The sequence below is a fragment of the Nocardia rhizosphaerae genome, from assembly GCF_042650365.1.
GTDB classification, from domain to species: Bacteria; Actinomycetota; Actinomycetes; order Mycobacteriales; family Mycobacteriaceae; genus Nocardia; species Nocardia rhizosphaerae.
Window position 1 is genome coordinate 505,007 of record NZ_JBHSBA010000003.1, and the last position, 22,349, is coordinate 527,355.

Below are 22,349 nucleotides of genomic sequence, written 5' to 3' on the forward strand. Positions count from 1 at the left end.
GGATGGAACGGATGACGCCCCTGCACCCGAAACCGAAGCTGGTGGCCACCGACGTCGATGGCACCCTGATCGACGACGCGGAGAAGGTATCGGCCCGCACCAAGGCCGTTGTCACCGCGCTCGTCGCCGACGGAGCCACCTTCGTGCTCGCCACCGGCAGGCCACCGCGCTGGATCGATCCGGTCGTCAGCGAGCTCGGCTACGCGCCGCTCGCGGTGTGCGGTAACGGTGCGGTCGTCTACGACAGCGCGGGCGATCGGGTGCTGGCCAGCCACGCCCTCGACGTCGAGACACTGGCCTGGCTCGCCGAACTCGCCGAGCGCGCCCTACCCGGCTGCGGGCTGGCCGCCGAGCGGGTCGGCGCGAGCGCACACGACGCGGCCACCCCGCAGTTCGTGAGCTCGCCGACCTATGAGCACGCCTGGCTCAATCCCGACGACACCGTCGTCTCGCACGCCGAGGTGATCGACTCGCCCGCGATCAAGATGCTGATCCGGCTCAGCACGGCCCGCAGTTCGCAGATGCGCGCCGCGCTCGCCCCGCTGATCGGGGACCGCGCCGAGATCACCTACTCCACCGAGAACGGGCTGATCGAGCTAGCCGTACCCGGCGTGACCAAGGCATCCGGCCTGGCCGAGGTGGCCGAGCTGGTCGGCGTCGCCGAGTCGGGGATCGTCGCGTTCGGCGACATGCCCAACGATGTGCCCATGCTGACCATGGCGGGGCACGGGGTGGCTATGGGCAACGCGCATCCCGAGGCGCTGGCCGCGGCCGACGAGGTCACCGGTCGCAATGTCGACGACGGCGTCGCCATGGTGCTCGAGCGCTGGTGGGGCTGACGAATGAGTAACGGCCGGTGCCCGCGGATGGCGGGGCACCGGCCGTTCTTCGCCTGGCCGGGTGTCAGCCGGCCGGGGCGGGTTCGGCGGCCGCGGGCGGAGCCGGAGCCGGTTCGGTGGGGACCGCGCCGGGGTCTGCGGGTGCTGGTTGCACCGTCGAGGTCGGTGCCGTGGTGGCGGGCGCCTGCTCGGCCGGGGTGCCGTTCATGCCCTCCATCTCGGCCTTGTACGTCTCGTTGTAGGTCTTCCAGAAGGTGGTGACGATGCCGGTGAGCTCGTTGAGCACCAGCGAACCGTGCTGGAAGTCGGTGCGCACGCCGTCGGGAACCAGGTAGGCGCTTCCGGTCGGCAGGCCGAGCACGCCCGCGTCGCCACCGAGCGCGAGGTAGCGGTCGAGGATCGCGCCGACCAGCTCGAAGACCTGGCCGTTCTCCCCGGAGAACACGTACCCGTTGGCGAACTTCGCGTACTGACGGCCCTGCGCGCCCGACAGCAGATCCGACTGCGGCGCACCGAGCGGACCCTCGACGCCGCCGCGGCTCACCCAGTGCCTGGCGATGTCGTTCTCCTCGGACAGGCCGAGCAGCTTGTCGACCAGCGCGCCGAGCTCGGCCATATTGCCCTGCGGCGCGCGGGCCTGCTGGCTCGGCGGCCGGACCGGGGTCGCCGGTGAGGAGTAGGTGCCCGAACTGCCCGCGGCGATACTGCGGATGCGGTCCATCAGCGCGTAAGCCGCGTCGCCGGGGCAGTCGGTGTTGCCGACATCGCGGTGCGCGAACACCACCGGCAGATCCACCTCCTCGCCGAGTACGTACGGCGTGAACTCCGTGCCCTCGGAATACATGGTGGTCTCGCCGCGCGGGTTGAGCCCGGCGACCTTGGTGCGCCAGCCGACGAATCGGCCGATCGCGTTGATCGAGTCCTCGCTCGGGGTCTCGGTCTCGTAGTTGCCCATCAGGGCCACCCCGGCGGTGTTCTCGTTGAAGCCGCCGGAGTGGGCGCCCTGGACCGCCCGGTCCAGGCCGCCGTAGCGGCCCTCGAAGATCTGGCCGTACTTGTCGACCAGGGCGTTGTAGCCGATGTCGCACCAGTTGAGGGTCTGTGCGTGGTAGGCGTAGATCGCGCGCACGATGCCCGCGGACTCGGCCCGGCTGTAGTCGTTGCGACCGGCCGTGTGGTGCACGGTGACACCACCGAGGCCGTCGTCGTAGGTGGGCTCCTGGCAGCGGATCGACTCGTCGGCACCCCACTGCGCCCTGGTGATGACCTTCGGTCCGCCACCTGGCAGTGCGGCCGCGACGTCGGAGAGCGCGCCATCGATCGCGGCCCGGCCCGGATTGATCAGCACGGCTTTGAGTGCGGCCTCGGTGAGCTGGGCGGGATCGGCGTGATCCGGGGCGGCGGTCGGCTTGCGGGTCACCAGCATCTGCACGGCCGTGGTCTCGCCGACATAGATCGGTTCGGTGCCGGTCAGCGCGTCGGCCGGGGTCTGGTCGGTGGCCCTGGTGTCCAGTGGATCGGCGTTGTACCAGGGGCCCCACGCGCCGTCGGGCCGGCGCGCGCGCAGCTTGGTGGTGGTGTTCACCATGTCGCGCGCGGTGAGGGCGACCATGCTGAACGGAGTTTCCTGACTCAGCTCCTTGACCTGCGCGCCGACCTGGTCGATCAGATCGGGGCCGACGGCGCCGGGGGCGAGTGCGGGGGTGTCGGGGGTGGTGCCGGGTTCCAGATTGGCCGGGTCGGCAATGAATCTCGCGCCCGCGGGGCGGTTCTGGGCGACGGGGGCGCCGTTGGTGGTGGGGCTTGGCGCCGTCTCGGCCGGGGCTGGAGGTGCGTCGGGTGCCGGGGGTGCATCAGCGGCAGGTGCGGGTGCCGCGGCGGCTGGCGCTGGTGCGGGTGCCTGGGGTTCTGCGGGTGCGGGTGCGGCGGGCGCTGGGGGTGCCTCGGCGGCGGGTGCCTGGGGAGCAGGTGCGGGTGCAGCTGGCACCGGGGGTGCATCGGCCGCTGGTGCCGGAGGTGCCTCGGCGGCTGGCGCAGGTGGTTCCGGGGCGGGTGCGGGGGCCGCGGGCGCCGGGGCGGGAGGCTGGGTCGGCGGAGCGGTCTGCACCGCGGTGCTCGGGGCGGGCGGGCGACCCTGCGCGCCGTTCTGCTGCGCGGGCGCGCCGTTCGGCGCCGGCGGCGCGGTGGTCGACGTCGGTGCGGACCTCGTCGGCAGCTGCGGCAGCTGGATCTCCGTCGGCAGCGTGACGCCGGGTGGCGCGGGAATACCGGGTGGGACCGGGATGGCGGTCGGCAGCGGCAGCATCTGCAGGTCGGAGAGGTGCAGATCGGGCAGGTCGAGGCCGGTCAGCTCGCGCAGCGGGATGGTGATGTCGGGTACCGAGTTCAGTGCGACCTCGGCCAGCTGTGTCGGCACGGCCGCGAGCTGGGAATCGTTGGCGCTGCGGTAATCGGTGGAATCACTCAGCGCGAACGCGCCGACGGGCGCGGCGACCGCGAGCGTGGTGACCACCGGGAGCACGTAGGAACGTTTCGGCTTTCGGTATCGCACGTGCCTTCTCCAATCAGGGTCGAGCTCGTAGACCTTGGTGGCGTCGAAGCAATCACCGGCAAGTGATGCTTGCTTCCTATCGCCTCACACACCACACTAGTTAACATACGTCACACATCTAAACCTCAACTTGAGGATTATGTGATTGCTCGAATGTAGCCTTCGGATCCCGCTCGGCAGTGACGACATGCCGACGCGAGCTCCGCCGGTCGAACCCCGAAACCGTGGGAGCGCAGGATGAGAGCCGACATCAAGATCAACCGCAGCACCCGCCGTGGGACGAGACGCCGCACCGTGCCGCTGCTGAAGACCGTGCCGTTGCCGGTCCTCGTCGGTGGTTCCGCGCTGGCGCTGACCGGCGCGATCGGGCTGTGGCAGATCCTGCCCGGCCAGATCGTGCCCACTGTCGGCGCCGGTCACGGCCGCGGGATGAGCCAGGTCGGCGCCTTCGACAACGCGCGGGCAGGCTGGACCGCCGAGGAGATCCTCGGGCACTACTACCCCGGCGCCGAGTTCGGCCAGATCGGGCCGACCACCATCGGCGTCCGCCTGCAAGCCCAAGACGACGCCACCCTCGACACCTACGCGGCGGCGGGAGCGCAGGTCGCGGGCCGGATGATCGGGCCGAACGAAGCCGCGCACCTCACCCCGCTGCCCGACGGCGGCGCCAGTGTCGTTGTCACCGCGGGCTGCGACGGCGAGGTGCTGTGGCAGGCGGCGACCGACGACCCGTTCGTCTACCCCGTCAACGCGGGCGCGGGCAGGCCCGCCGACGAGCACCTCACCCTCTGCGGCGGCACGGCCTATCGTGGCGCACTCGGAGTCGCGCTGGAGGACGGCGCGTACCGGACCGTCAACCAGGTGGATCTCGACGACTACCTGGCCGGCCTGCTCCCCGCCGAGATGCAGGCCAACTGGGCCGACAAGGGCGCCTTCGAGGCATTGCGGGCCCAGGCCATCGCGGCGCGTTCCTACGCGCTGGCCGAGAGCCGCTACCACTACGCGCAGACCTGCGACACCACCGACTGCCAGGTGTATCCAGGCACGGTCAAGGAGGACGCGCGCACCACCGAGGCCGTAGCCGCGACCTCGGGTACCGTGCTGCTGCGCGACGGACTGATCCTGCGCTCGGAGTACTCGGCCGCGCCCGACGGCGGCCGCCCCGCCGACATCGAGACCTTCGCCGTCGGACCGGCACCGCACGAGGTCATCCAAACCGTCCCCGCACCAGCGGTTCCCACCGAACCGACCCAGCCCGACCCGACGATCGAAGCGCTCGCCGGCGAGACCGCCATCGACACCGAGTACCGCCGCATCGGCGGCCCCGACAGCTCGATCGGCGCCCCGATCGGCCCGGAAATGCTGCTGCCACAGCGCGCGGGGACCTACCGGCTCTACACCAACGGCGTGATCGTCGCGACGAAGACCCTCGGCGCCCAGGTCGTCGACTTCTCCACCCTGCTGCAACTGGTGCCGGACGTCGCCGATCAGCTACCCGCGTCGGCATCGGGCTCGCCAGGAACCGCTGCGCCGCAGGGCACTTCGCCCGGCACCGAGGGACTGGCCGCCGACGGACAGCCCCACCAGGTTCCCGCCGGTGAGTTCCCGGTCGCACAGGGACAACTCCCCATCCAGCCGGTTCCCGCCGCCGGGGTCCCGCCCGTGGACGAACAGTTCCCCGTCCACCCGACTCCGGTCGCTGCCGACCCGGCCGGGCAGATTCCAGTTGACCCGGGTCCCGCCGCGTCCGGCGGCTAGCTGCCCGACCTGTTCGTCCGTGCCTGTCGGATGGCTGTCCGAGCCGTTCCGTCCGTGCCTGTCCGATGCCCGGGTGAGTCGTTCCGCCTGTGCCGGTCGGAGGGCTGGACCGTCTGGGCTATGGGTGGCGCTCGGACCGGTTGGGTAGCCGCCGGGCCCACGCTGGGCGATCAATATCGTGCTGATCGGTGGCAATCGGCACTGGTCGGGGGATTCGTGTGCGCGCAGCGTGGGCAAATCTGATGCCCGGCAATGCTGGCGGATGGCTGCCCGGCTCGGCTTCAGCCGACTCGTCGGAGGCGAAGCGGCCCCGGCCTCCTGTTGACATTGACGTAGCGTCAACTTGCAGACTGGTCTCATCGACGAGAAAGGACCTGGTCATGGTAGGTGAATGGGCCATTCAGGACCTTGCGAAAGCCGCGGGCACCACCAGCCGTACGCTGCGCCACTACGGACAGCTCGGGCTCCTGGAGCCGAGCCGGATCGGCGCCAACGGCTACCGCTATTACGACCAGGACTCCCTGATTCGCCTGCAGCGCATTCTGCTGCTGCGCGAACTCGGCCTCGGCCTCCCGGTGATCGCCGAGGTTCTCGCCGGTGAACAAGACACCGCAAGCGCTTTGCGCACCCACCTGGAACTGCTTCGGCAGCAACAGGACCGGATCGCACGCCAGATCGAGTCGGTGTCGACCACGTTGCACAAGACCGAAAGAGGTGAACCACTCATGGCCGCAGAGGTTTTCGACGGCTTCGACCACACAAAGTACAAGGAGGAGGTGACCGAGCGTTGGGGCAAGGAGGCCTACGAGAGCGGCGACCGCTGGTGGCGCTCGCTGTCCACCGCGCAGAAGCAGGCCTTCAAGCAGACCCAGCTCGACATCTCCGCCGACTTCGGGAAGGCCTACGCCGCAGGACTTCCCGTCGACAGCGAGACCGTCCAGGCCATCGTCGAACGGCACCGCGCCTGGCTCGGCGACGGCACCCAGGGCAGGCCCGTCACCGACGAGTACCTGCTCGGCCTCGGCGAGATGTACGTCGCCGATCCCCGCTTCCGGCAGAACTACGACGTACACGGCGACGGAACAGCCGAGTACATCCTGGAGGCGTTCCGGGCGTATGTCGAGGGACGATCCGCCTGACGGATTCACCAGCGCGGGATGGGGTAAGGAGAAGTGACGACCGCGCTCGGGGCTCCGGCGTCCGGGCGCGGTGTCGTCGGCGGCAGTAGGCTGCCGTGGATCGGCACAGATGTCGCGACCACGAGGTCGCAAGGGGGAACTGGATGAGGAACCGGCAGGAGCCGCACGGGACGACGCGGCGAACGGTATGGAACCCGCCGATAGCCGCTGTCAACGCGGGGTTCGGGGGAGCGTTCCTCGGTCTGTTCGGTCTCGGCCAGGCGATCAGCGCTCTCTCGTCACTCCGCGCTGAGAAGTACCGGGTATTGGTCCGGGAGACGGACTTGCAGGTGAAGGTCTTGGAACTGCAAATCGAGCTCGCGGTCGGTGCCACCATCGCGGTCCTGCTCGGAGTGGGAGGGGTGCTGATCCTTATCCGGCGTGCCGCCGGACCGACGATGGTGGTCATCGGTAGCGGGCTGGCATTCTTCGCACTCCTTGGGGACGGCGCTAGCTCATGGAGCGGGATGACGGTGTTCGCGCTCTACGCACTGGCACCGGCAGCGATACTGGTCGCCGCGCTGTGGCCATCGTGTCAGCGCTGGGTTGCGACATCCGCGAGCGCCGCGCGCGGAACCTGGTCGACTCCATACCCAGCGGCCCCGTCGCGCGGCTGACATCGGCAGGGATGGAGACGCAGGTGGGGCAACCTCGGCCGAGCGCGGTGACCGCGCGGATCGCGGGCTGGCTCGGCGTGCTGGTCGGGGCGGCCGGTGTGGTGGTCGCGGTGGTGACCGTGGTGCTGCGGCTGTTCGGGCGGGCGATCGAGCTGGACTATGTGGGTGCGGCAATCGTCGGCGGGCTGGGGGCTGGGTACCTGCTCGGGGCCGTGCTGCTGTTGCGGCGGCGGATGCTGGGCAGGCGGATCCTGCTCATCGTGGCCGGGGTGATGGCGGGCGCGACGCTGATGGTCATCGGGCTCAACGCGGCAAGTCACGGGTGGCGGCTCGGACCGCTTGACGTCTGGATCGTCCTCAATACGGTGATCCTGACGCTGAGTCTGAGCGAACGGACGCGCTGCTGGGTCACCGCGCGCCCGGCGGGGACGGGATAGGTTGCTGACTATGGTCGTGCTGGAAACGAAGTCGACAATCGGTGAGGTGACGGCGATCGTCGCCGTGTGCTGCGCCGGGCTGGCCGCCGTGGCGAATCTGGTCGGTGCCGCGGTCCTGCTGCGCGCCTTCTTCGGCGACCCCGCCCGCCTCGACGACTCGCTCACCCTGTTCGCCACGCTCGGTGCCATGGTGGCGGCGTTCGCGTTCGGGTACGGCGCGCTGCTGCTGGCCCGCCGCGATCAGACGGGCCGCTGGGTCATCATCGTCGCCGCGCTCGCGCAACTCGGCCTCGGTGCGCTCGGCCTGCTGGCCACCCTCCTGAACTACGACCCCGAGTACGGCACTCACTGGTTCGCCGAGGAGCCGGTGCTCCGGTCGATCCTGGTCGGCCTCGGTGGGGTACCCGGCGCGGTGACGGCGATCGTGAACCACAGCTGGGCCGCGGCTCTCGCCTGCATCGGGCTCGGCGGTCTCGTACTGCTGCCCGCGGCCCTGCCGTGGACGGCGACGTACACCGCGACTGGTCGCACCGCGACCGTATAGTTGCCGTCACGTCGGGCGGAGACGATCGACACTGTCTACGAGGGGGATTCGATGGGGTACCCGTACGGCCCGTACCAGGGCAACGATCCATACGTCGGTGGTTACGCCGGTCCCTACGCCCAGCAGGGCGCGCCCGCCTATGCCGATCCCTACGCTCAGGCGGGCGCCGCCGCCCAGCCGTACCTCGATCCGTACGCCCAGCCGCACCCGGGCTACGGATACGGTTACGGCGCACCGGGTTACGCCCAGCAGAGAGTAAGCGGCGGGACCGCGCTGACCGCTGCCTCGTTGTCGCTGCTCCTCGCCGTCGTGGCGCTGGTCGGCATGGGTATCTCCGCCACGATGGAGCTGAACACCAGCCGCGCCGACCCGGCCGCCACCCTGCTCGGCGTTTCGATCGCGGCCATTCCGGTTCTGCTGTGGCTACTCGGCGCGATCCTGCTCTTCCGTCGCAAGACCGCCGGCCGCGTGATTCTCATCATCATGTCCACGTTCGGCCTGGTCACCACGGGCATCATCGCCGTCGCGGGAGTGGCGGGCGACGCCCCACTCGCTGTGCTGATCGGCGTCGCCATCGGCGCCCTCGTCCCGCTGATCATCCTCCTCTGCGCCGCCGCTCCTGCCACCGGCCGCTGGATCCGCGCGGGTCGCCAGCAGGCGTACGGCCAACGCCCGTATTACTGATCACCGCGAACGGGACGCACATGAGCCATCCGCCTGCCCGGCCCCAGAACAGCGACACTGCCCACCCGCCGATGCCGCCAACCGGATTCGCCTCCGCTGCTATCCAGCAGGGCCCCGATCTCACGCCGACCGTGGCCGCGCACCCTCACACCCCCGCAGACCAGCCCGCTCCGCCGACGGTTCGGTACGGCCCCGGTCATCCCGATCCGGCCCAGACGGGTGCCGATGGTGCGTGGTGGCAGACGCCCGGGACTGGGTCGGCCACGCCGCCGATGGGCGGTTTTGCACCATCAGCCGCCATGGTCGGACCGGGATACCCGGGTGGCCACCGACCGAGGGCTGGTCGATCGGCTACGTCAGTGATGTATGCCAGGTGGGTGACGATCGCGCTCGCGGTGCTCTTGGCGGTATTCGGTGTCTGCGCGACGATCGCGGGAGTTGAAGCGAACGCGTTGTTGAGGCCGGATGACGACTGGATGCGTCATCGAGTTCTAGCCATGACAGCGGCACACATTGTCATGGCTCTGCTGTGGGTGATCGCGGCAGTCCTGCTCGGGCGGTGGATGAGGACCGGCCTGGTACTGAGTGGGGCGCTCGCGGCTGGATACCTCGGAATGAATGCGGCAGGGATCGGCAGTCTTGCGGGGGAGGACTCGGTACCTGCGGTCTACGCCGGCATGGTGACCGAGTTCTGCTTCGTGCGGGACTGGGATGCCATCGCATTGGTCGGTATGAACGGCGGGGAGCGGTTCACGGGGATAGGGGCGGTGCTAGCGGCGCTCATGCTGATCCTCGTGCTGATCTCGGCGACGATGACCCGGATGCGACGCGTGAACTCTCCGTCCAGAAGAACCCAGCATGGGCACGCGGGGTAGTGGCGCAAGCTTAATCGCATCGGCGCAGCTCACGGCCTGGTCGGTGACTCCGCCGGGACAATCGACAGTCTTCCGATACGCTGGGCACCCGTGACCGTCGCATCGTCCCCGGGTAACTCCGAAAATTCTCCGTACGACCTGATCGTGGTCGGCTCCGGCTTCTTCGGCCTGACCGTCGCCGAGCGCGCCGCCAACCTGCTGGGTAAGCGGGTGCTGGTGCTGGATCGCCGCTATCACCTCGGCGGCAACGCCTACTCGGAGCCGGAACCGGAAACCGGCATCGAAATCCACAAGTACGGCGCGCACCTGTTCCACACCTCGAACAAGAAGGTGTGGGACTACGTCACCCAGTTCACCGAGTTCACCGGGTACCAGCATCGGGTGTTCGCCCTGCACAAGGGACAGGCGTACCAGTTCCCGATGGGCCTCGGCCTGATCTCGCAGTTCTTCGGCCGCTACTTCACTCCGGACGAGGCCAAGGCGCTCATCGCCGAGCAGGCGGCCGAGGTGCAGACCGCCGACGCGCAGAACCTCGAGGAGAAGGCGATCTCGCTGATCGGCCGACCGCTCTACGAGGCGTTCGTGCGCGACTACACCGCCAAGCAGTGGCAGACCGATCCGAAGGAACTGCCCGCGGGCAACATCACCCGCCTGCCGGTGCGCTACACCTTCGACAACCGCTACTTCAACGACACCTACGAGGGCCTGCCCAAGGAGGGGTACACGAAGTGGCTGGAGAACATGGCCGCCTCCGAGCTCATCGACGTGCGCCTGAACACCGACTGGTTCGAGGTGCGTGACGAAATCCGCGCCGCGAGCCCGGACGCGCCGGTCGTCTACACCGGCCCGCTGGATCGCTACTTCGACTACGCCGAGGGCGAGCTGGGCTGGCGCACCATCGACTTCGAGACCGAGGTGCTCGAGACCGGCGACTTCCAGGGCACCAGCGTGATGAACTACAACGACGCCGACGCGCCGTTCACCCGCATCATCGAGCCGCGCCACTTCCACCCGGAGCGCGACTACCCGACCGACAAGACCGTCATCATGCGCGAGTTCTCCCGCTTCGCCCAGACCGGCGACGAGCCGTACTACCCGATCAACACCCCGGAGGATCGCGCGAAGCTGCTGGCCTACCGCGAGCGCGCGAAGCGGGAGACCGCCGAGTCGAAGGTGCTCTTCGGCGGCCGTCTCGGTACCTACCAGTACCTGGACATGCACATGGCGATCGGTTCGGCGCTGAGCATGTTCGAGAACGTGCTGCGTCCGCATCTGGAGTCGGGTGCGGCTCTGGTGGACCAGGCATGAGCGTGCAGCCGGTGCTGGCGAACGTGCCGACCGAGACGCGCGCGGTCTCGCTGCTGCAGCGCGTCATCCTGCCGCGACCGGGCGAGCCGCTGGATGTGCGGACCCTCTACCTGGAGGAATCCACCACCAACGCCCGGCGCGCACACGCGACCAGCCGCACCGCGCTCTCGATCGGCGCGGAATCGGAGGTGTCGTTCTGCACCTACTTCAACGCGCTGCCCGCCAGCTACTGGCGACGCTGGAGCGTGCTGAACTCGGTGGTGCTCCGGCTGGAACTGGCCGGACACGGCCGGGTCGACGTGTACCGCTCCAAAGCCGACGGTTCGCGAATCCACGTGCAGGGCAAGGAATTCGCGGTGCAGTCCGGCGCGGAGTCGGTCACGGTGGAGTTCGAGACCGATCTCGGCCCGTTCGAGGACGGCGGCTGGATCTGGTTCGACATCACCACCGACACGGCGGTCACCTTGCTGGCCGGTGGCTGGTACGCGCCGCAGGAGGCGCCGGGTACCGGCAGCATCGCGGTCGGCATGCCGACGTTCAACCGGCCGACCGACCTGGTGAACACCCTGGCCGCGCTCGGTTCCGACCCGCTGGTGCTCGACAACATCGCCGCGGTGATCGTGGCCGATCAGGGCAACCGCAAGGTCGTCGACGAACCCGGTTTCACCGAGGCCGCCGCGGCGCTCGGTGACCGGCTCTCCGTCCACGACCAGCCCAACCTCGGCGGTTCCGGCGGTTACAGCCGGGTGATGTACGAGGGGCTGAAGACCGACGCCGAGTTCATCGTCTACATGGACGACGACATCGAGATCGAGCCCGACTCGATCCTGCGCGCGCTGGCTTTCTCCCGGTTCGCCAAGTCGCCGCTGCTGGTCGGCGGGCAGATGCTGAACCTGCAGGAACGTTCGCACCTGCACAGCATGGGCGAGGTCGTCGACCGGGGAATCTTCATGTGGTCCTCGGCGCCGAACGTCGAATACGACCACGATTTCTCGAAGTACCCGCTCAAGGATCGCGACAATTCCAAGCTGCTGCACCGGCGCATCGACGTCGACTTCAACGGCTGGTGGACCTGCGTGATCCCGCGCGCGGTGGCCGAGCGGATCGGCCAGCCGCTGCCGCTGTTCCTCAAGTGGGACGACGTCGAATACGGCCTGCGCGCCCGCGACGCGGGCTTCCCGACCGTCACCCTGCCTGGCGCGGCGGTCTGGCATATGGCCTGGTCCGACAAGGACGACGCGATCGACTGGCAGGCCTACTTCCACCTGCGCAACCGTCTGGTCGTGGCCTCGCTGCACCTGCCCGGTGATGGCAAGCCGATGATCGTGAACACCGTCAAGGCCACTCTCAAGCACCTGCTGTGCTTGGAGTACTCCACGGTCGCCATCCAGAACGAGGCGATCCGCGACTTCCTCGCCGGGCCGGAAGGCCTGTTCGACCTCTTGCCGAGCGCGCTCGGCAAGATCCACGCGATGCGCAAGGAGTACCCGGACGCCGTGGTGCTGCCGTCCTCCACGGAGCTGCCGCTGGCCAACCGGCACGGCGTCGGCGCGACCGGCGAGCCGGGCAACCCGGTCGCCAAGGTGGCGCGGCTGGCCAAGGGCGTGCTGCACAACTTCCGCAAGGCCGACCCGGCCGCGCACGAGACGCCGCAGCTCAACGTGCCGACGCTGGACGCGCGCTGGTTCCTGCTCTCCCAGGTAGACGGCGTCACCGTGACGACCGCCGACGGCCGTGGGGTGGTGTACCGCAAGCGTGACCCGCGCAAGGCGGCCACCCTGCTCGCCGAAGCCATGCGGCTGCGCAAGGAACTCACCACCCGCTTCCCGGAGATGCAGCAGCGTTACCGGGCCGCGCACGCCGAGCTGACCAGCACGGCGGCGTGGGAGAAAACCTTCGGCCTGCGCCAGAACGGAACCGAGAAGAAGTGAACGCGATCAACCCGGAACTGCCCGAGCTGGAGCTGGCCGAGGAAGGCTGCGGCGGCGAGTGCGCCTGCGCGTGCGGCGACGGTGACTACCTCGAGGTCCCGCTGGAAGTCGGCATCATCAACACCGTGCAGACGACCATCGGCACCAACCCGGCCGTCGTCGCCGCGGCGCGCGGCATGTCGCACTTCGGTGAGCACGCGCTGGGCTGGGTCGGCATCGCGGCCGCGGGCTGGCTGCTGGACAAGCCGCGCCGCAGGCAGTGGGCCGGTGTCGCGGTCGGCGCCGTCGGCGCGCACGCCGCATCGATCGTGATCAAGCGGATCGTGCGGCGCCCGCGCCCGGACAGTCCAGCGGTGCAGGTCAACGTGTCGACGCCGAGCAAGCTGAGTTTCCCTTCCTCGCACGCTACGTCGACAACGGCGGCGGCGGTGTTGCTCGGTAGATTGACCGGGCTACCCTTGCCTGCGGTGCTCGTGCCGCCGATGTTGCTGTCCCGGGTCGTGCTCGGGGTGCATTACCCATCCGACGTGCTCGCCGGTTCCGCATTGGGGGCGGCGTCGGCGGCCGCGGTGCTAGCCGCCGAGAAGAGACTCACCCCATGACCGCGACCGAAAGAACCCTTGGCCAGATGAGCGAAGAACCGTCCGCCGCCGTCCTCGACGAAGGTGTTGTGAAGGGCCCGCCGAAGACCCTGGTCGGCGGTGTCGTCAAGGCCATGCGCCCACGGCAGTGGGTGAAGAACGTCCTGGTGCTCGCCGCGCCGCTGGCCGCGGGCCCGGAAGCGATCGGCGACCTCGGGGTGCTCGCCAATGTCGCGATCGCCTTCGTGGTGTTCTGCATGGCGGCCTCCGGGATCTACCTGGTGAACGATTCGCTCGACGTCGAGGCCGACCGGGCGCACCCGACCAAGCGGTTCCGGCCGATCGCGGCCGGCGTCGTCCCTGTCAACCTGGCGTACGCGCTGTCCGGGCTGCTGCTGATCGGCTCGATCGGTGTTTCGTTCCTGGCGTCCTGGCATCTGGCCGTGGTGATGGCCATCTACATCGGTATCCAGCTGGCCTACTGCTTCGGCCTCAAGCATCAGGCCGTGCTCGACATCTGCATCGTGTCGTCGGGGTTCCTGCTGCGCGCCGTCGCCGGTGGCGCGGCGGCGAGCATCGCCCTGTCGCAGTGGTTCCTGCTGGTCATGGCGTTCGGCTCGCTGTTCATGGCGGCGGGCAAGCGGTACGCGGAATTGCAGATCGCGCTGGAGACCGGCGCCAAGATCCGCAAGTCGCTGCAGTACTACACGCCGACCTACCTGCGCTTCATCTGGACGCTCGCGGCCACCGCGGTCGTGATCTTCTACGGCCTGTGGGCGTTCCAGCAGGACGAGCTGCGTGACACCCAGTGGTATTCGATCTCGATGATCCCGTTTACCATCGCAATCCTGCGTTACGCGGTCGACGTCGACGGTGGCGAGGCCGGTGAACCCGAAGAGATCGCGCTGGGGGACCGCATCCTGCAGTTCCTCGCTATTGCCTGGATCGGAGCGGTAGGTGTCGCTGTCTATCTCACCTGACGAGATCGTGGTAGCGGAGCAGGAGACAACCGAAGACGAGCGGCTACGCGGACGGTCGACGCGTTCGTCCGCGCGTGTCGCCGCCCTGTCCCGGACCACCTTCGTCGGTGGGGTGGTACTCACCGTCGTGCTGTTCGCGGTCGGCGCGTGGCAGCGGCGCTGGATCGCCGACGACGGCCTCATCGTGCTGCGCACGGTGCGCAACCTGCTCGCTGGCAACGGCCCTGTCTTCAACATGGACGAGCGGGTCGAGACCAACACCAGCACCGCGTGGACGTATCTGGTCTGGTTCTTCAGCTGGCTCACTCAGGCCAGGCTCGAGTACGTGGTGCTCGGTGTCGCGCTCACGGTGTCGCTGCTGGCCATGGTGTTCGCCATGCTCGGCACCGCGCGATTGTGGGGCGGCACCACCGGCCAGCTGCTGATTCCGGCCGGCGTACTCGTCTACATCGCGCTGCCGCCAGCCCGTGACTACGCCACCTCCGGCCTGGAGAGCGGCCTGGTGATCTGCTGGGTCGGTCTGCTGTGGTGGCTGATGATCCGGTGGAGTCAGGCGGCCGTGGTGAAGGTGCCCGCGCTGCTCGGGCTGGTCTTCCTCGCCGGTCTCGCACCGCTGATCCGGCCCGAGGCGACGCTGATCGGCGTGCTCGCGCTCGGCATGATCTTCCTCGCGCCGATGCCGGAGTTCCGGTTCGGTCCGGTGGCGTTGCGGGCGCTGGTCGTGTTCGTCGCCGGGATCGTGCCGGTGGCCTACCAGATCTGGCGGATGGGCTACTACGGCCTGCCCTACCCGAACACCGCGGTCGCCAAGGACGCGGGCGGGGCCAAGTGGGGCCAGGGCATGAAGTACTTCTGGGACCTGGTCGGCCCGTACTACCTGTGGATTCCGCTGCTCGTGCTGTTGCTCGCCGGCGTGGTCACCGCGATCGCGCACGGCGTGCGGCTGCGGCCGGGGTGGTCGGTGGCCGGGATCAGGGCCTGGCTGCGCTCGCCGAGCGCGGTCGTGGTGATGGTGCTGGTGAGCGGGCTGCTGTTGACCGTGTACGCGATCCGCGTCGGCGGCGACTTCATGCACGGCCGGATGCTGCTGACCCAGCTGTTCCTGCTGCTGCTCCCGGTGGCGGTGCTGCCGATCAGGCTCGGCGCGTTCCGGCCGCGGGACCTCTCGACGGTACTGGTGCTCGCGGCGCTGCTCGGGACGGCGGGCTGGTCGCTCTACGCGGCGAGCACCACCGCGATCAAGACCGGAACCAAGATCAGTTCCTCCGGCATCGTCGACGAGCGTGTGTACTACGTCCTCAACACCGGCAAGGACCACCCGATTCTGGCCGAGGACTATCTCGACTACCCGCGCATGCGGGCGATGGTCCGCGATATCGCCGACAATCCCAACGGTGGGCTGCTGCTGAATTCGCCGTCGTTCACGATGTGGTACCTCGACCCGCCGCCGCAGCCGATCCCCGACGGCGGCGCCGGGCACACGGTGTACTTCCTGAACCTGGGCATGACCAGCATGAACGTCCCGCTCGACGTGCGCGTCATCGACCCGATGGGCCTGGCCTACCCGCTGGCCGCGCACTCGGACCGGCTCGCCGACGGGCGGATCGGACACGACAAGTCGCTCTACCCGGACTGGGTGGTCGTCGACTCGGGCATGGTCGACATCCATCCGTGGATGCCGCACTTCCTCGACGAGGAATGGGTCGCGCAGGCGCGCACGGCGATGTCGTGCCCGGAAACACAGGCCCTGATGATCTCGGTGCGTGACCCGCTCACGTTCGATCGGTTCAAGCACAACCTGCGCAATGCGCTGACGTTCGCGAAGTACCGGATCGACCGGGTGCCGAAGTACGAGATCCAGCGTTGTGGGCTCGTGGATCCGTATCCGGAGCCGCCGCGCTGAGCGTTTCCCTCGCGTCACACTGATCCCATGGAACTCCGTGGGATCAGTGGTTACACCCCTGGCCAGGGCATACGGAGTGGCGTTCGCCGCTTAATCACTTTTCGGTAACGCCAGGGCATCGATGTCACGATATGGTCTTCGAAGATACGGCCCGTCGGCGCACTGGTGTGCCGGTAGTAAGTCGGCGGTCATTTGCAACCGCGGTTCCGCGCGAACCGCATGAGGAAAGGCCCAAAACAGAATGCGTGGCGGACGTCTCAGAGCCCGGGGAGCCGGTTGGCTCAAGCGATCGGTGCTTCTCTCCCTGGCAGTGCTGCTGCCGATCGGCGGCGCGGTGGCTGGTCCCACCGGTACCGCGTCGGCGGCGTTCGACCCGAGCGGCTTCGACTTCTGGGTCGACTCGGAGATGGGCCCGATCAAGTCGCGGATCTTCCGCGCCGCCGACGGCAACACGGGCCGGGTCGTGTACGCGCTCGACGGCATGCGGGCCCGCGACGACCTCAGCGGCTGGGAGATCGACACCAATGTCGCCCGCGCGCTGACCGCGGCCAACATCAACGTCGTGATGCCGGTGGGCGGCCAGTCCAGCTTCTACGCCGACTGGAACGCCCCGAGCAACTTCTTCGGCCTCGACGCGGGCTCGGGCGGCAGCTCGACCGGATCGGCGGCCACCGGTTCGGCGATGACCGGTTCGTCGATCGCGCCCGCGCAGGTGGCAGGCAAGAAGAACACCTACAAGTGGGAAAGCTTCCTGACCAACAACCTGCGCAACGCGCTGGCGAGCAGGCTCGGCTTCAACCCCAACAACAACGGCGTGTTCGGTCTGTCGATGGGCGGTTCGGCCGCGCTGACGCTGGCCGCCTACCACCCCGACCAGTTCAGCTTCGCCGGCTCGTTCTCCGGCTACCTGAACATCTCCGCGCCCGGTATGCGTGAGGCGATGCGCGTCGCCATGATCTCCGCCGGTGGCTTCAACATCGACGCGATGGCGCCGCCGTGGGGTCCGCAGTGGCTGCGGATGGACCCGTTCGTCTTCGCCCCGCGTCTGGTGAACAACGGCACCCGCGTCTGGGTCTCGGCCGCCAGCGGCATCCCCGGTGCCGGTGACGTGTCCAACCCGATGGAGATCGTCCAGGGTGTGCCGCTCGAGCTGCTCGCCATGGTCAACAGCCGGGCCTTCCAGGTCCGCATGGCCACCCTCGGCGGCGGCAACGCCCACTTCGACTTCCCGATCACCGGTGTGCACAACTGGCGCAACTGGGAGGCCGAAGTACACCGCATGATCCCGGACCTGTCGGCCAACATCGGCTGAGTCATCGGCGGCTGGCGCCGCGGGGTTTCGGCCTCGTGACCCCGGCGCCGCGACGCGATACCGTGCCTTCGGCGTACGTCTCGCATCGCGGCGCCGGGGCGGCCGAAACCCGTGGGGGGTGCGAAATCGGGGGCGGTACCCGTGGGGGTGCGAAGCGTGGCGGTGAACCCCTGAGGGTTGCGAATCCGTGGTGGTAGTGATGACCGTCTGGTGCGTACTTGCGCACCGGGCGGTCATTTCTCGTTTCCGTCACGATCCGTGTGCGAGCCGGTGACGAATCACCGATGGCAGGTCACCGTGAGTTGTGCTCCGGGTCACTTTCCAGCAACATGTAGGCATTCGCCAAGATTGATACAGAGTGGGCATGCGTTGAGGTAATTGACGTCCGATGTGGGATCCGACCGTGTAGCTCGGGGTTTGCGCCGTCGGTCTGCCGAGAAAGGTGCTAGTCGAAGATGCGAACACTGCGCCGCAAGCGCGTGAAGGCCACCGTCTCTCGATCCTGGGCCCGCCGCCTGGTCGCCGGGATTTCCGCGGCCCTGCTGGTGCCGATCGGCGCGGTCGTCTCGGGTACCGCCGCTCCGGCGGCCGCCGGTTTCAATCCCGCCGCCTTCGACTTCTGGGTCGATTCGGGCATGGGGCCGATCAAGTCACGCATTCTGCGCGCGGCCGACGGCAACACCAACCGGGTCGCCTATGTGCTCGACGGTCAGCGCGCACCCGAACATCTCAACGGGTGGGAGATCGAAACGGATATCCCCAACGCGCTCGCCAGGGCGAATATCAACGTCGTGATGCCGGTCGGCGGGATGTCCAGCTTCTACGCGGATTGGAACTCGCCGAGCTCGTTCTTCGGAATTCCCGGTAACGGCGCGCCCAACTCCGGTTCCGGTGCGGCGAACGCGCTGTCGGGCGGGCCGGGCAAGAGCTACCGGTACCAGTGGGAAACCTTCCTCACCACCGACCTGCGCAACGCGCTGGCCGACCGCCTCGGGTTCAGCAGGCACCGCAACGGCGTCTTCGGGCTGTCGATGGGTGGCTCCGCCGCACTCACCCTGGCGGCCTACCACCCGGATCAGTTCTCCTTCGCCGGCGCGTTCTCCGGGTACCTGAACATCTCCGCGCCCGGCATGCGCGAGGCCATCCGTATCGCGATGCTCGACGCGGGCGGCTACAACGTCGACTCGATGGCGCCGCCGTGGGGCCCGCAATGGCTGCGGATGGATCCGTTCGTCTTCGCGCCGAATCTGGTCGCCAACAACACCAGGCTCTGGATCGCGGCCGCGTCCGGTCTGCCGAGCAACACCGACGGCCCGAACGTCAACACCCTCAACGGCATGGCGCTGGAGGCGCTGGCGCTGGCCAACACCAGGGCCTTCGAGGTGCGCATGGCCACCCTCGGCGCGCGCAACGTCACCTACTCCTACCCGCCCTTCGGCATCCACGCCTGGAACAACTGGAATGACGAGGCGCTGCGGATGATCCCGGATATGTCCAACCACATCGGCTAGCTCCTCCCGCACCCGAACGTCCGGCGCATTCGTGCGCCGGACGTTTGTTTTCCGGTGCCAGTTCCGTTGGCCTTGCGAGTAATTGGTGGGTCGAATATCCTCCAGCGAGCGTAAGTGTGACCAGATCGTTGTTTCACCCATGAAGATCGGCCGGAGTGTCGGGATCCAGCCGATGCCCGTGGACGGGTCTGGCATGCCACAACAGCAGAAAGAGAGCGGAATTCACATGCGTTTCGGCAAGGCCGCCACGCCGAAGGGTGACCAGCCGGGCACGTCCCGCGGCACCGGACCTCGTGGTTGGCGTCATCGAATTCTGGCTGTCGGCGCAGCGGCACTCGTGCTGCCGATCGCCGCAGGGGCGGCCCCGATGGCATTCGCCGCCCCCGTGTCGGCCCCCGCGCTGCGGGCGCCTGCCGGTGGCTACGAAGAGCTGATGGTGCCGTCGAAGATGGGTCCGGTGAAGGTCCAGGTGCAGTGGGCGCGCAACGGTGGCAACGCCGCGCTCTACCTGCTCGACGGCCTGCGCGCCCGCGACGACCGCAACGCCTGGTCCTTCGAGACCAACGCGATGCAGCAGTTCGCCAATGACAACGTCACCCTGGTCATGCCGGTCGGCGGCCAGTCCAGCTGGTACGCCGACTGGACCGCGGCCAGCAACACCAACGGTCAGAAGTTCACCTACAAGTGGGAGACCTTCCTGACCGAGGAGCTGCCCGCCTTCCTCGAGGGCTACGGCGTCTCCCGTACCAACAACGCGGTGCTCGGCCTTTCGATGAGCGGCCCGGCCGCCCTTCGCCTCGCCGCGCTGCACCGCGACCAGTTCAAGCACGCCTCCTCGCTCTCCGGCCCGCTGAACTGGGGTGCCCCCGGCATGCGTGAGGCCATCCGCGTGATGATGCTCGACGCGGGCCGCTTCAATGTCGACTCCATGGCCGCTCCGTGGAGCCCGGCGTGGCTGCGGATGGACCCGATGGTGTTCGCCCCCGAGCTGCGCGGCCTGCCGATGTTCATCGCCTCGGCCACCGGCCTGCCCGGCCAGCACGACAAGCCCGCCGGTCTCGGCGGCATCTACAACACCGCCAACGCGATGGGCATCGAGGCCATCTCGTTCGTGAGCACCCTCGCGTTCCGTAACCGCCTGAACTCGCTCGGCATCAGCGCCGTCTACGACTTCCCCGGCACCGGTACCCACTCCTGGAAGTACTGGGAAGACGAGCTGTGGAAGGCGCGTCCGCACATCCTGAACGCACTGGGCGCCTGACAGTTTCCGCCCAGCAACGCTGAGAAGACCGGCTCACCCCCAGGGTGAGCCGGTCTTTTTGCTATGCGTGGCTCTCGCGTGTCTCCCCGGTTATCGGCCGGTATTGCGGTACAACCGACGATGAGGCAGGCCATGGGTGGGGATGAGGAGGGTCGCGCGTGTTGAAACATCGTGTCCGAGCGCCCATGCGGCGGATCCTCGGAATCGCGGCCATGACCGCGGCGCTGCTCGCTCCCGCGGTCGCCGTGCCTGCCCAGGCACCAGCGCAGGCCGGTGTCGCCGGTGTGCAACGGGTGGAGTGGCTCTCCGACCGCCGGGTGGCGCTGTGGGTGTTCTCGCCTGCGATGAACATGCCGATCCAGGTGCAGATGCTGCTGGCGCGGGACTGGAACGCCGCGCCGGACGCGAAGTTCCCGATGCTGCTGATGCTCGACGGGCTGCGCGCCACCGAGGACGAGAGCGGCTGGACCAAGGACGCCGACGCCGAGGTCTTCTACGCCGACAAGAACGTCAACGTGGTGCTCCCGGTCGGCGGTGTCGCCAGCTTCTACACCGACTGGCTCGAACCGTCCAACGGCGTGCACTACCAGTGGGAGACCTTCCTCACCGAGGAGCTGCCCGCCGTGCTCGAACGGGACTGGCGGACCACGGATGTGCGTGGCGTCCAGGGCCTTTCGATGGGCGGAACGGCCGCGATGAATCTGGCTGCCCGCAATCCGGGCCTGATGAGGTACGCGGCGTCGTATTCGGGTCTGCTCACCACCACCACGCTCGGTATGCCGCAGGCGATCGATTTCGCCGTGCGCGACGGCGGCGGCTTCGACTCGGCCGCCATGTGGGGTCCGCCGGGTGGTCCCGAATGGGAGGCCCACGACCCGTATCTGCTCGCCGACAAGCTCAAAGGCGTGAGCATGTACGTCTCCAGCGGCAGCGGGCTGGCAGGCGCCGAGGACCCGACCAGCCCGGTGCCGCTGCTCAGCGGCAACTGGGCCGGTACCGGGCTGGAGATCCTGGCGCGGTTGTCGACCGAGAACTTCGTGACCAAGCTGGAGAAGCTGGCGATCCCGGTGACCGCGAATTACCGTCCGTCCGGCATTCATTCGTGGCCGTACTGGGATTTCGAGATGCGGCAGTCGTGGACGCAGGCGGCGTCGGCGTTGGGTACCGAGCCGGGAGCGCCGAACTGTGGGCTGGGCGGGGCGATCGCTTCGGTCGCGCAGGCGGTCGGCTGGCTCGGCACCTGTGTCACGGCCGAGTACCCCGCGGCGCACGGCGTGGTCCAGGACTTCCAGCACGGGAGGGTGTTCCATTCCGCCGCCACCGGAACGCACGCGGTGGGTGGGCGGATCGGCGGCACGTACACCGGTGTCGGTGCCGCGTATTCGCCGCTGGGGTTGCCGCTGGAGGGCGAGCGTGGTCTCCCCGACGGTCGCGGCCGGATGCAATCGTTCGAGGGCGGCGCGATCTACTGGACCCCGCAGACCGGCGCCCAGGTGGTGCGCGGCGCCATCTTCGAGGAATGGGCGAAGCAGGGCTACGAGGGCGGGCCGGCGGGGTATCCGGTGGCCGCCGAGGCGCGGACCCCGAGCCGGGACGGCGTGGTGCAGTCCTTCGAGCACGGTCCGATGTTCTACAGCGCGGCCACCGGCGCGCACCGCGTGCAGGGCTTCATCCTCGACAAGTACGCCGCGATGGGCTTCGAGAACAGCCCGCTCGGCTTCCCCGTCGCCGGTGAGGCGCCGCTGAAGGACCTCGGCCGGTACAGCCGGTTCGAGGGCGGCAACATCTATTGGAGTCCGCTCTCGGGCGCCTGGGCGGTGCGCAACGGCCAGATCGCCGACGCCTGGGGCGCGCAGGGCTTCGAGAACGGCAGGCTCGGCTATCCGGTCAGTGACGAGTTCACGGTGCCCGGCGGCATCCAGCAGAACTTTCAGACCGGGTTCATCGTGGTGAAAGACGGCAAATCCGAAGTGCACGGGGTGTGAGCCCGGGCTGAGAACTCTCTGAGCAACGTCCGCGCGGTACGCGATGGTGCCGAATGTCCGGCTAGCCTGGTCTGCGACCGCTTCCCTGACGAAC

Annotated in this window: 18 protein-coding genes; 17 read left to right on the plus strand and 1 reads right to left on the minus strand. The window is 68.5% G+C overall.

The window, feature by feature from the left end; all coding sequences use genetic code 11:
* Positions 1–2 precede the first annotated feature (2 nt).
* Positions 3–839, plus strand: a complete 837-nt coding sequence (locus tag ACFOW8_RS03935) for an HAD family hydrolase (protein ID WP_378545532.1) — start codon at positions 3–5, stop codon at positions 837–839.
* A 64-nt stretch (positions 840–903) separates the two neighbouring features.
* Here ACFOW8_RS03935 and ACFOW8_RS03940 read toward each other — a convergent pair whose 3' ends face one another.
* Positions 904–3,390: an N-acetylmuramoyl-L-alanine amidase gene (locus ACFOW8_RS03940; RefSeq protein WP_378545535.1), complete on the minus strand. Its 2,487-nt coding sequence runs from the start codon at positions 3,388–3,390 to the stop codon at positions 904–906.
* A 237-nt stretch (positions 3,391–3,627) separates the two neighbouring features.
* Between ACFOW8_RS03940 and ACFOW8_RS03945 the strand changes: the two genes are divergently transcribed.
* From ACFOW8_RS03945 to ACFOW8_RS04020, 16 genes are all read left to right on the plus strand, one after another.
* Positions 3,628–5,148: a SpoIID/LytB domain-containing protein gene (locus tag ACFOW8_RS03945; protein ID WP_378545538.1), complete on the plus strand. Its 1,521-nt coding sequence runs from the start codon at positions 3,628–3,630 to the stop codon at positions 5,146–5,148.
* Between the two features lie 380 nt (positions 5,149–5,528).
* Entirely contained in the window at positions 5,529–6,287 is a 759-nt protein-coding gene (locus ACFOW8_RS03950) for a MerR family transcriptional regulator (RefSeq protein WP_378545541.1), read from the plus strand.
* 143 nt (positions 6,288–6,430) lie between these two features.
* Positions 6,431–6,943, plus strand: a complete 513-nt coding sequence (locus ACFOW8_RS03955; protein WP_378545544.1) for a hypothetical protein — start codon at positions 6,431–6,433, stop codon at positions 6,941–6,943.
* Positions 6,944–6,966: 23 nt separating this feature from the next.
* A complete protein-coding gene (locus ACFOW8_RS03960; protein ID WP_378545547.1) occupies positions 6,967–7,380 on the plus strand; it encodes a hypothetical protein in 414 nt (137 codons plus the stop codon).
* Between the two features lie 10 nt (positions 7,381–7,390).
* Positions 7,391–7,924 (plus strand): hypothetical protein, encoded by a 534-nt coding sequence (locus tag ACFOW8_RS03965; protein WP_378545550.1) that lies wholly within the window; start codon positions 7,391–7,393, stop codon positions 7,922–7,924.
* Between the two features lie 51 nt (positions 7,925–7,975).
* The gene (locus ACFOW8_RS03970) at positions 7,976–8,608 is read left to right on the plus strand and encodes a hypothetical protein (protein WP_378545553.1); all 633 of its coding nucleotides are present in this window, start codon (positions 7,976–7,978) and stop codon (positions 8,606–8,608) included.
* 377 nt (positions 8,609–8,985) lie between these two features.
* Positions 8,986–9,483, plus strand: coding sequence for a hypothetical protein (locus ACFOW8_RS03975; RefSeq protein WP_378545556.1), 498 nt, complete (start codon positions 8,986–8,988; stop codon positions 9,481–9,483).
* Positions 9,484–9,573: 90 nt separating this feature from the next.
* Complete coding sequence (gene glf, locus ACFOW8_RS03980) at positions 9,574–10,791, plus strand: UDP-galactopyranose mutase (RefSeq protein WP_378545559.1); 1,218 nt, start codon at positions 9,574–9,576, stop codon at positions 10,789–10,791.
* Positions 10,788–12,722 carry a glycosyltransferase gene (locus ACFOW8_RS03985; RefSeq protein ID WP_378545562.1) on the plus strand — a complete coding sequence of 645 codons (1,935 nt, stop codon included), beginning with the start codon at positions 10,788–10,790 and terminating at the stop codon, positions 12,720–12,722. The genes glf and ACFOW8_RS03985 overlap by 4 nt, the downstream gene beginning before the upstream one ends.
* A 101-nt stretch (positions 12,723–12,823) precedes the next feature.
* Complete coding sequence (locus ACFOW8_RS03990; RefSeq protein WP_378548448.1) at positions 12,824–13,324, plus strand: phosphatase PAP2 family protein; 501 nt, start codon at positions 12,824–12,826, stop codon at positions 13,322–13,324.
* A gap of 26 nt (positions 13,325–13,350) precedes the next feature.
* Positions 13,351–14,283 (plus strand): decaprenyl-phosphate phosphoribosyltransferase, encoded by a 933-nt coding sequence (locus tag ACFOW8_RS03995; protein ID WP_378545565.1) that lies wholly within the window; start codon positions 13,351–13,353, stop codon positions 14,281–14,283.
* Complete coding sequence (gene zomB, locus ACFOW8_RS04000; RefSeq protein ID WP_378545568.1) at positions 14,261–16,186, plus strand: flagellar motor control protein ZomB; 1,926 nt, start codon at positions 14,261–14,263, stop codon at positions 16,184–16,186. The genes ACFOW8_RS03995 and zomB overlap by 23 nt, the downstream gene beginning before the upstream one ends.
* 241 nt (positions 16,187–16,427) lie before the next feature.
* Entirely contained in the window at positions 16,428–17,498 is a 1,071-nt protein-coding gene (locus ACFOW8_RS04005) for an alpha/beta hydrolase (protein WP_378545571.1), read from the plus strand.
* Positions 17,499–17,953: 455 nt separating this feature from the next.
* Positions 17,954–19,009, plus strand: coding sequence for an alpha/beta hydrolase (locus ACFOW8_RS04010; protein WP_378545574.1), 1,056 nt, complete (start codon positions 17,954–17,956; stop codon positions 19,007–19,009).
* 226 nt (positions 19,010–19,235) lie between these two features.
* On the plus strand, positions 19,236–20,270 hold the full coding sequence (locus ACFOW8_RS04015) for an alpha/beta hydrolase (RefSeq protein WP_378545577.1): 1,035 nt from the start codon (positions 19,236–19,238) through the stop codon (positions 20,268–20,270).
* A gap of 185 nt (positions 20,271–20,455) precedes the next feature.
* Positions 20,456–22,255 carry an alpha/beta hydrolase-fold protein gene (locus tag ACFOW8_RS04020; protein WP_378548451.1) on the plus strand — a complete coding sequence of 600 codons (1,800 nt, stop codon included), beginning with the start codon at positions 20,456–20,458 and terminating at the stop codon, positions 22,253–22,255.
* Positions 22,256–22,349 lie beyond the last annotated feature (94 nt).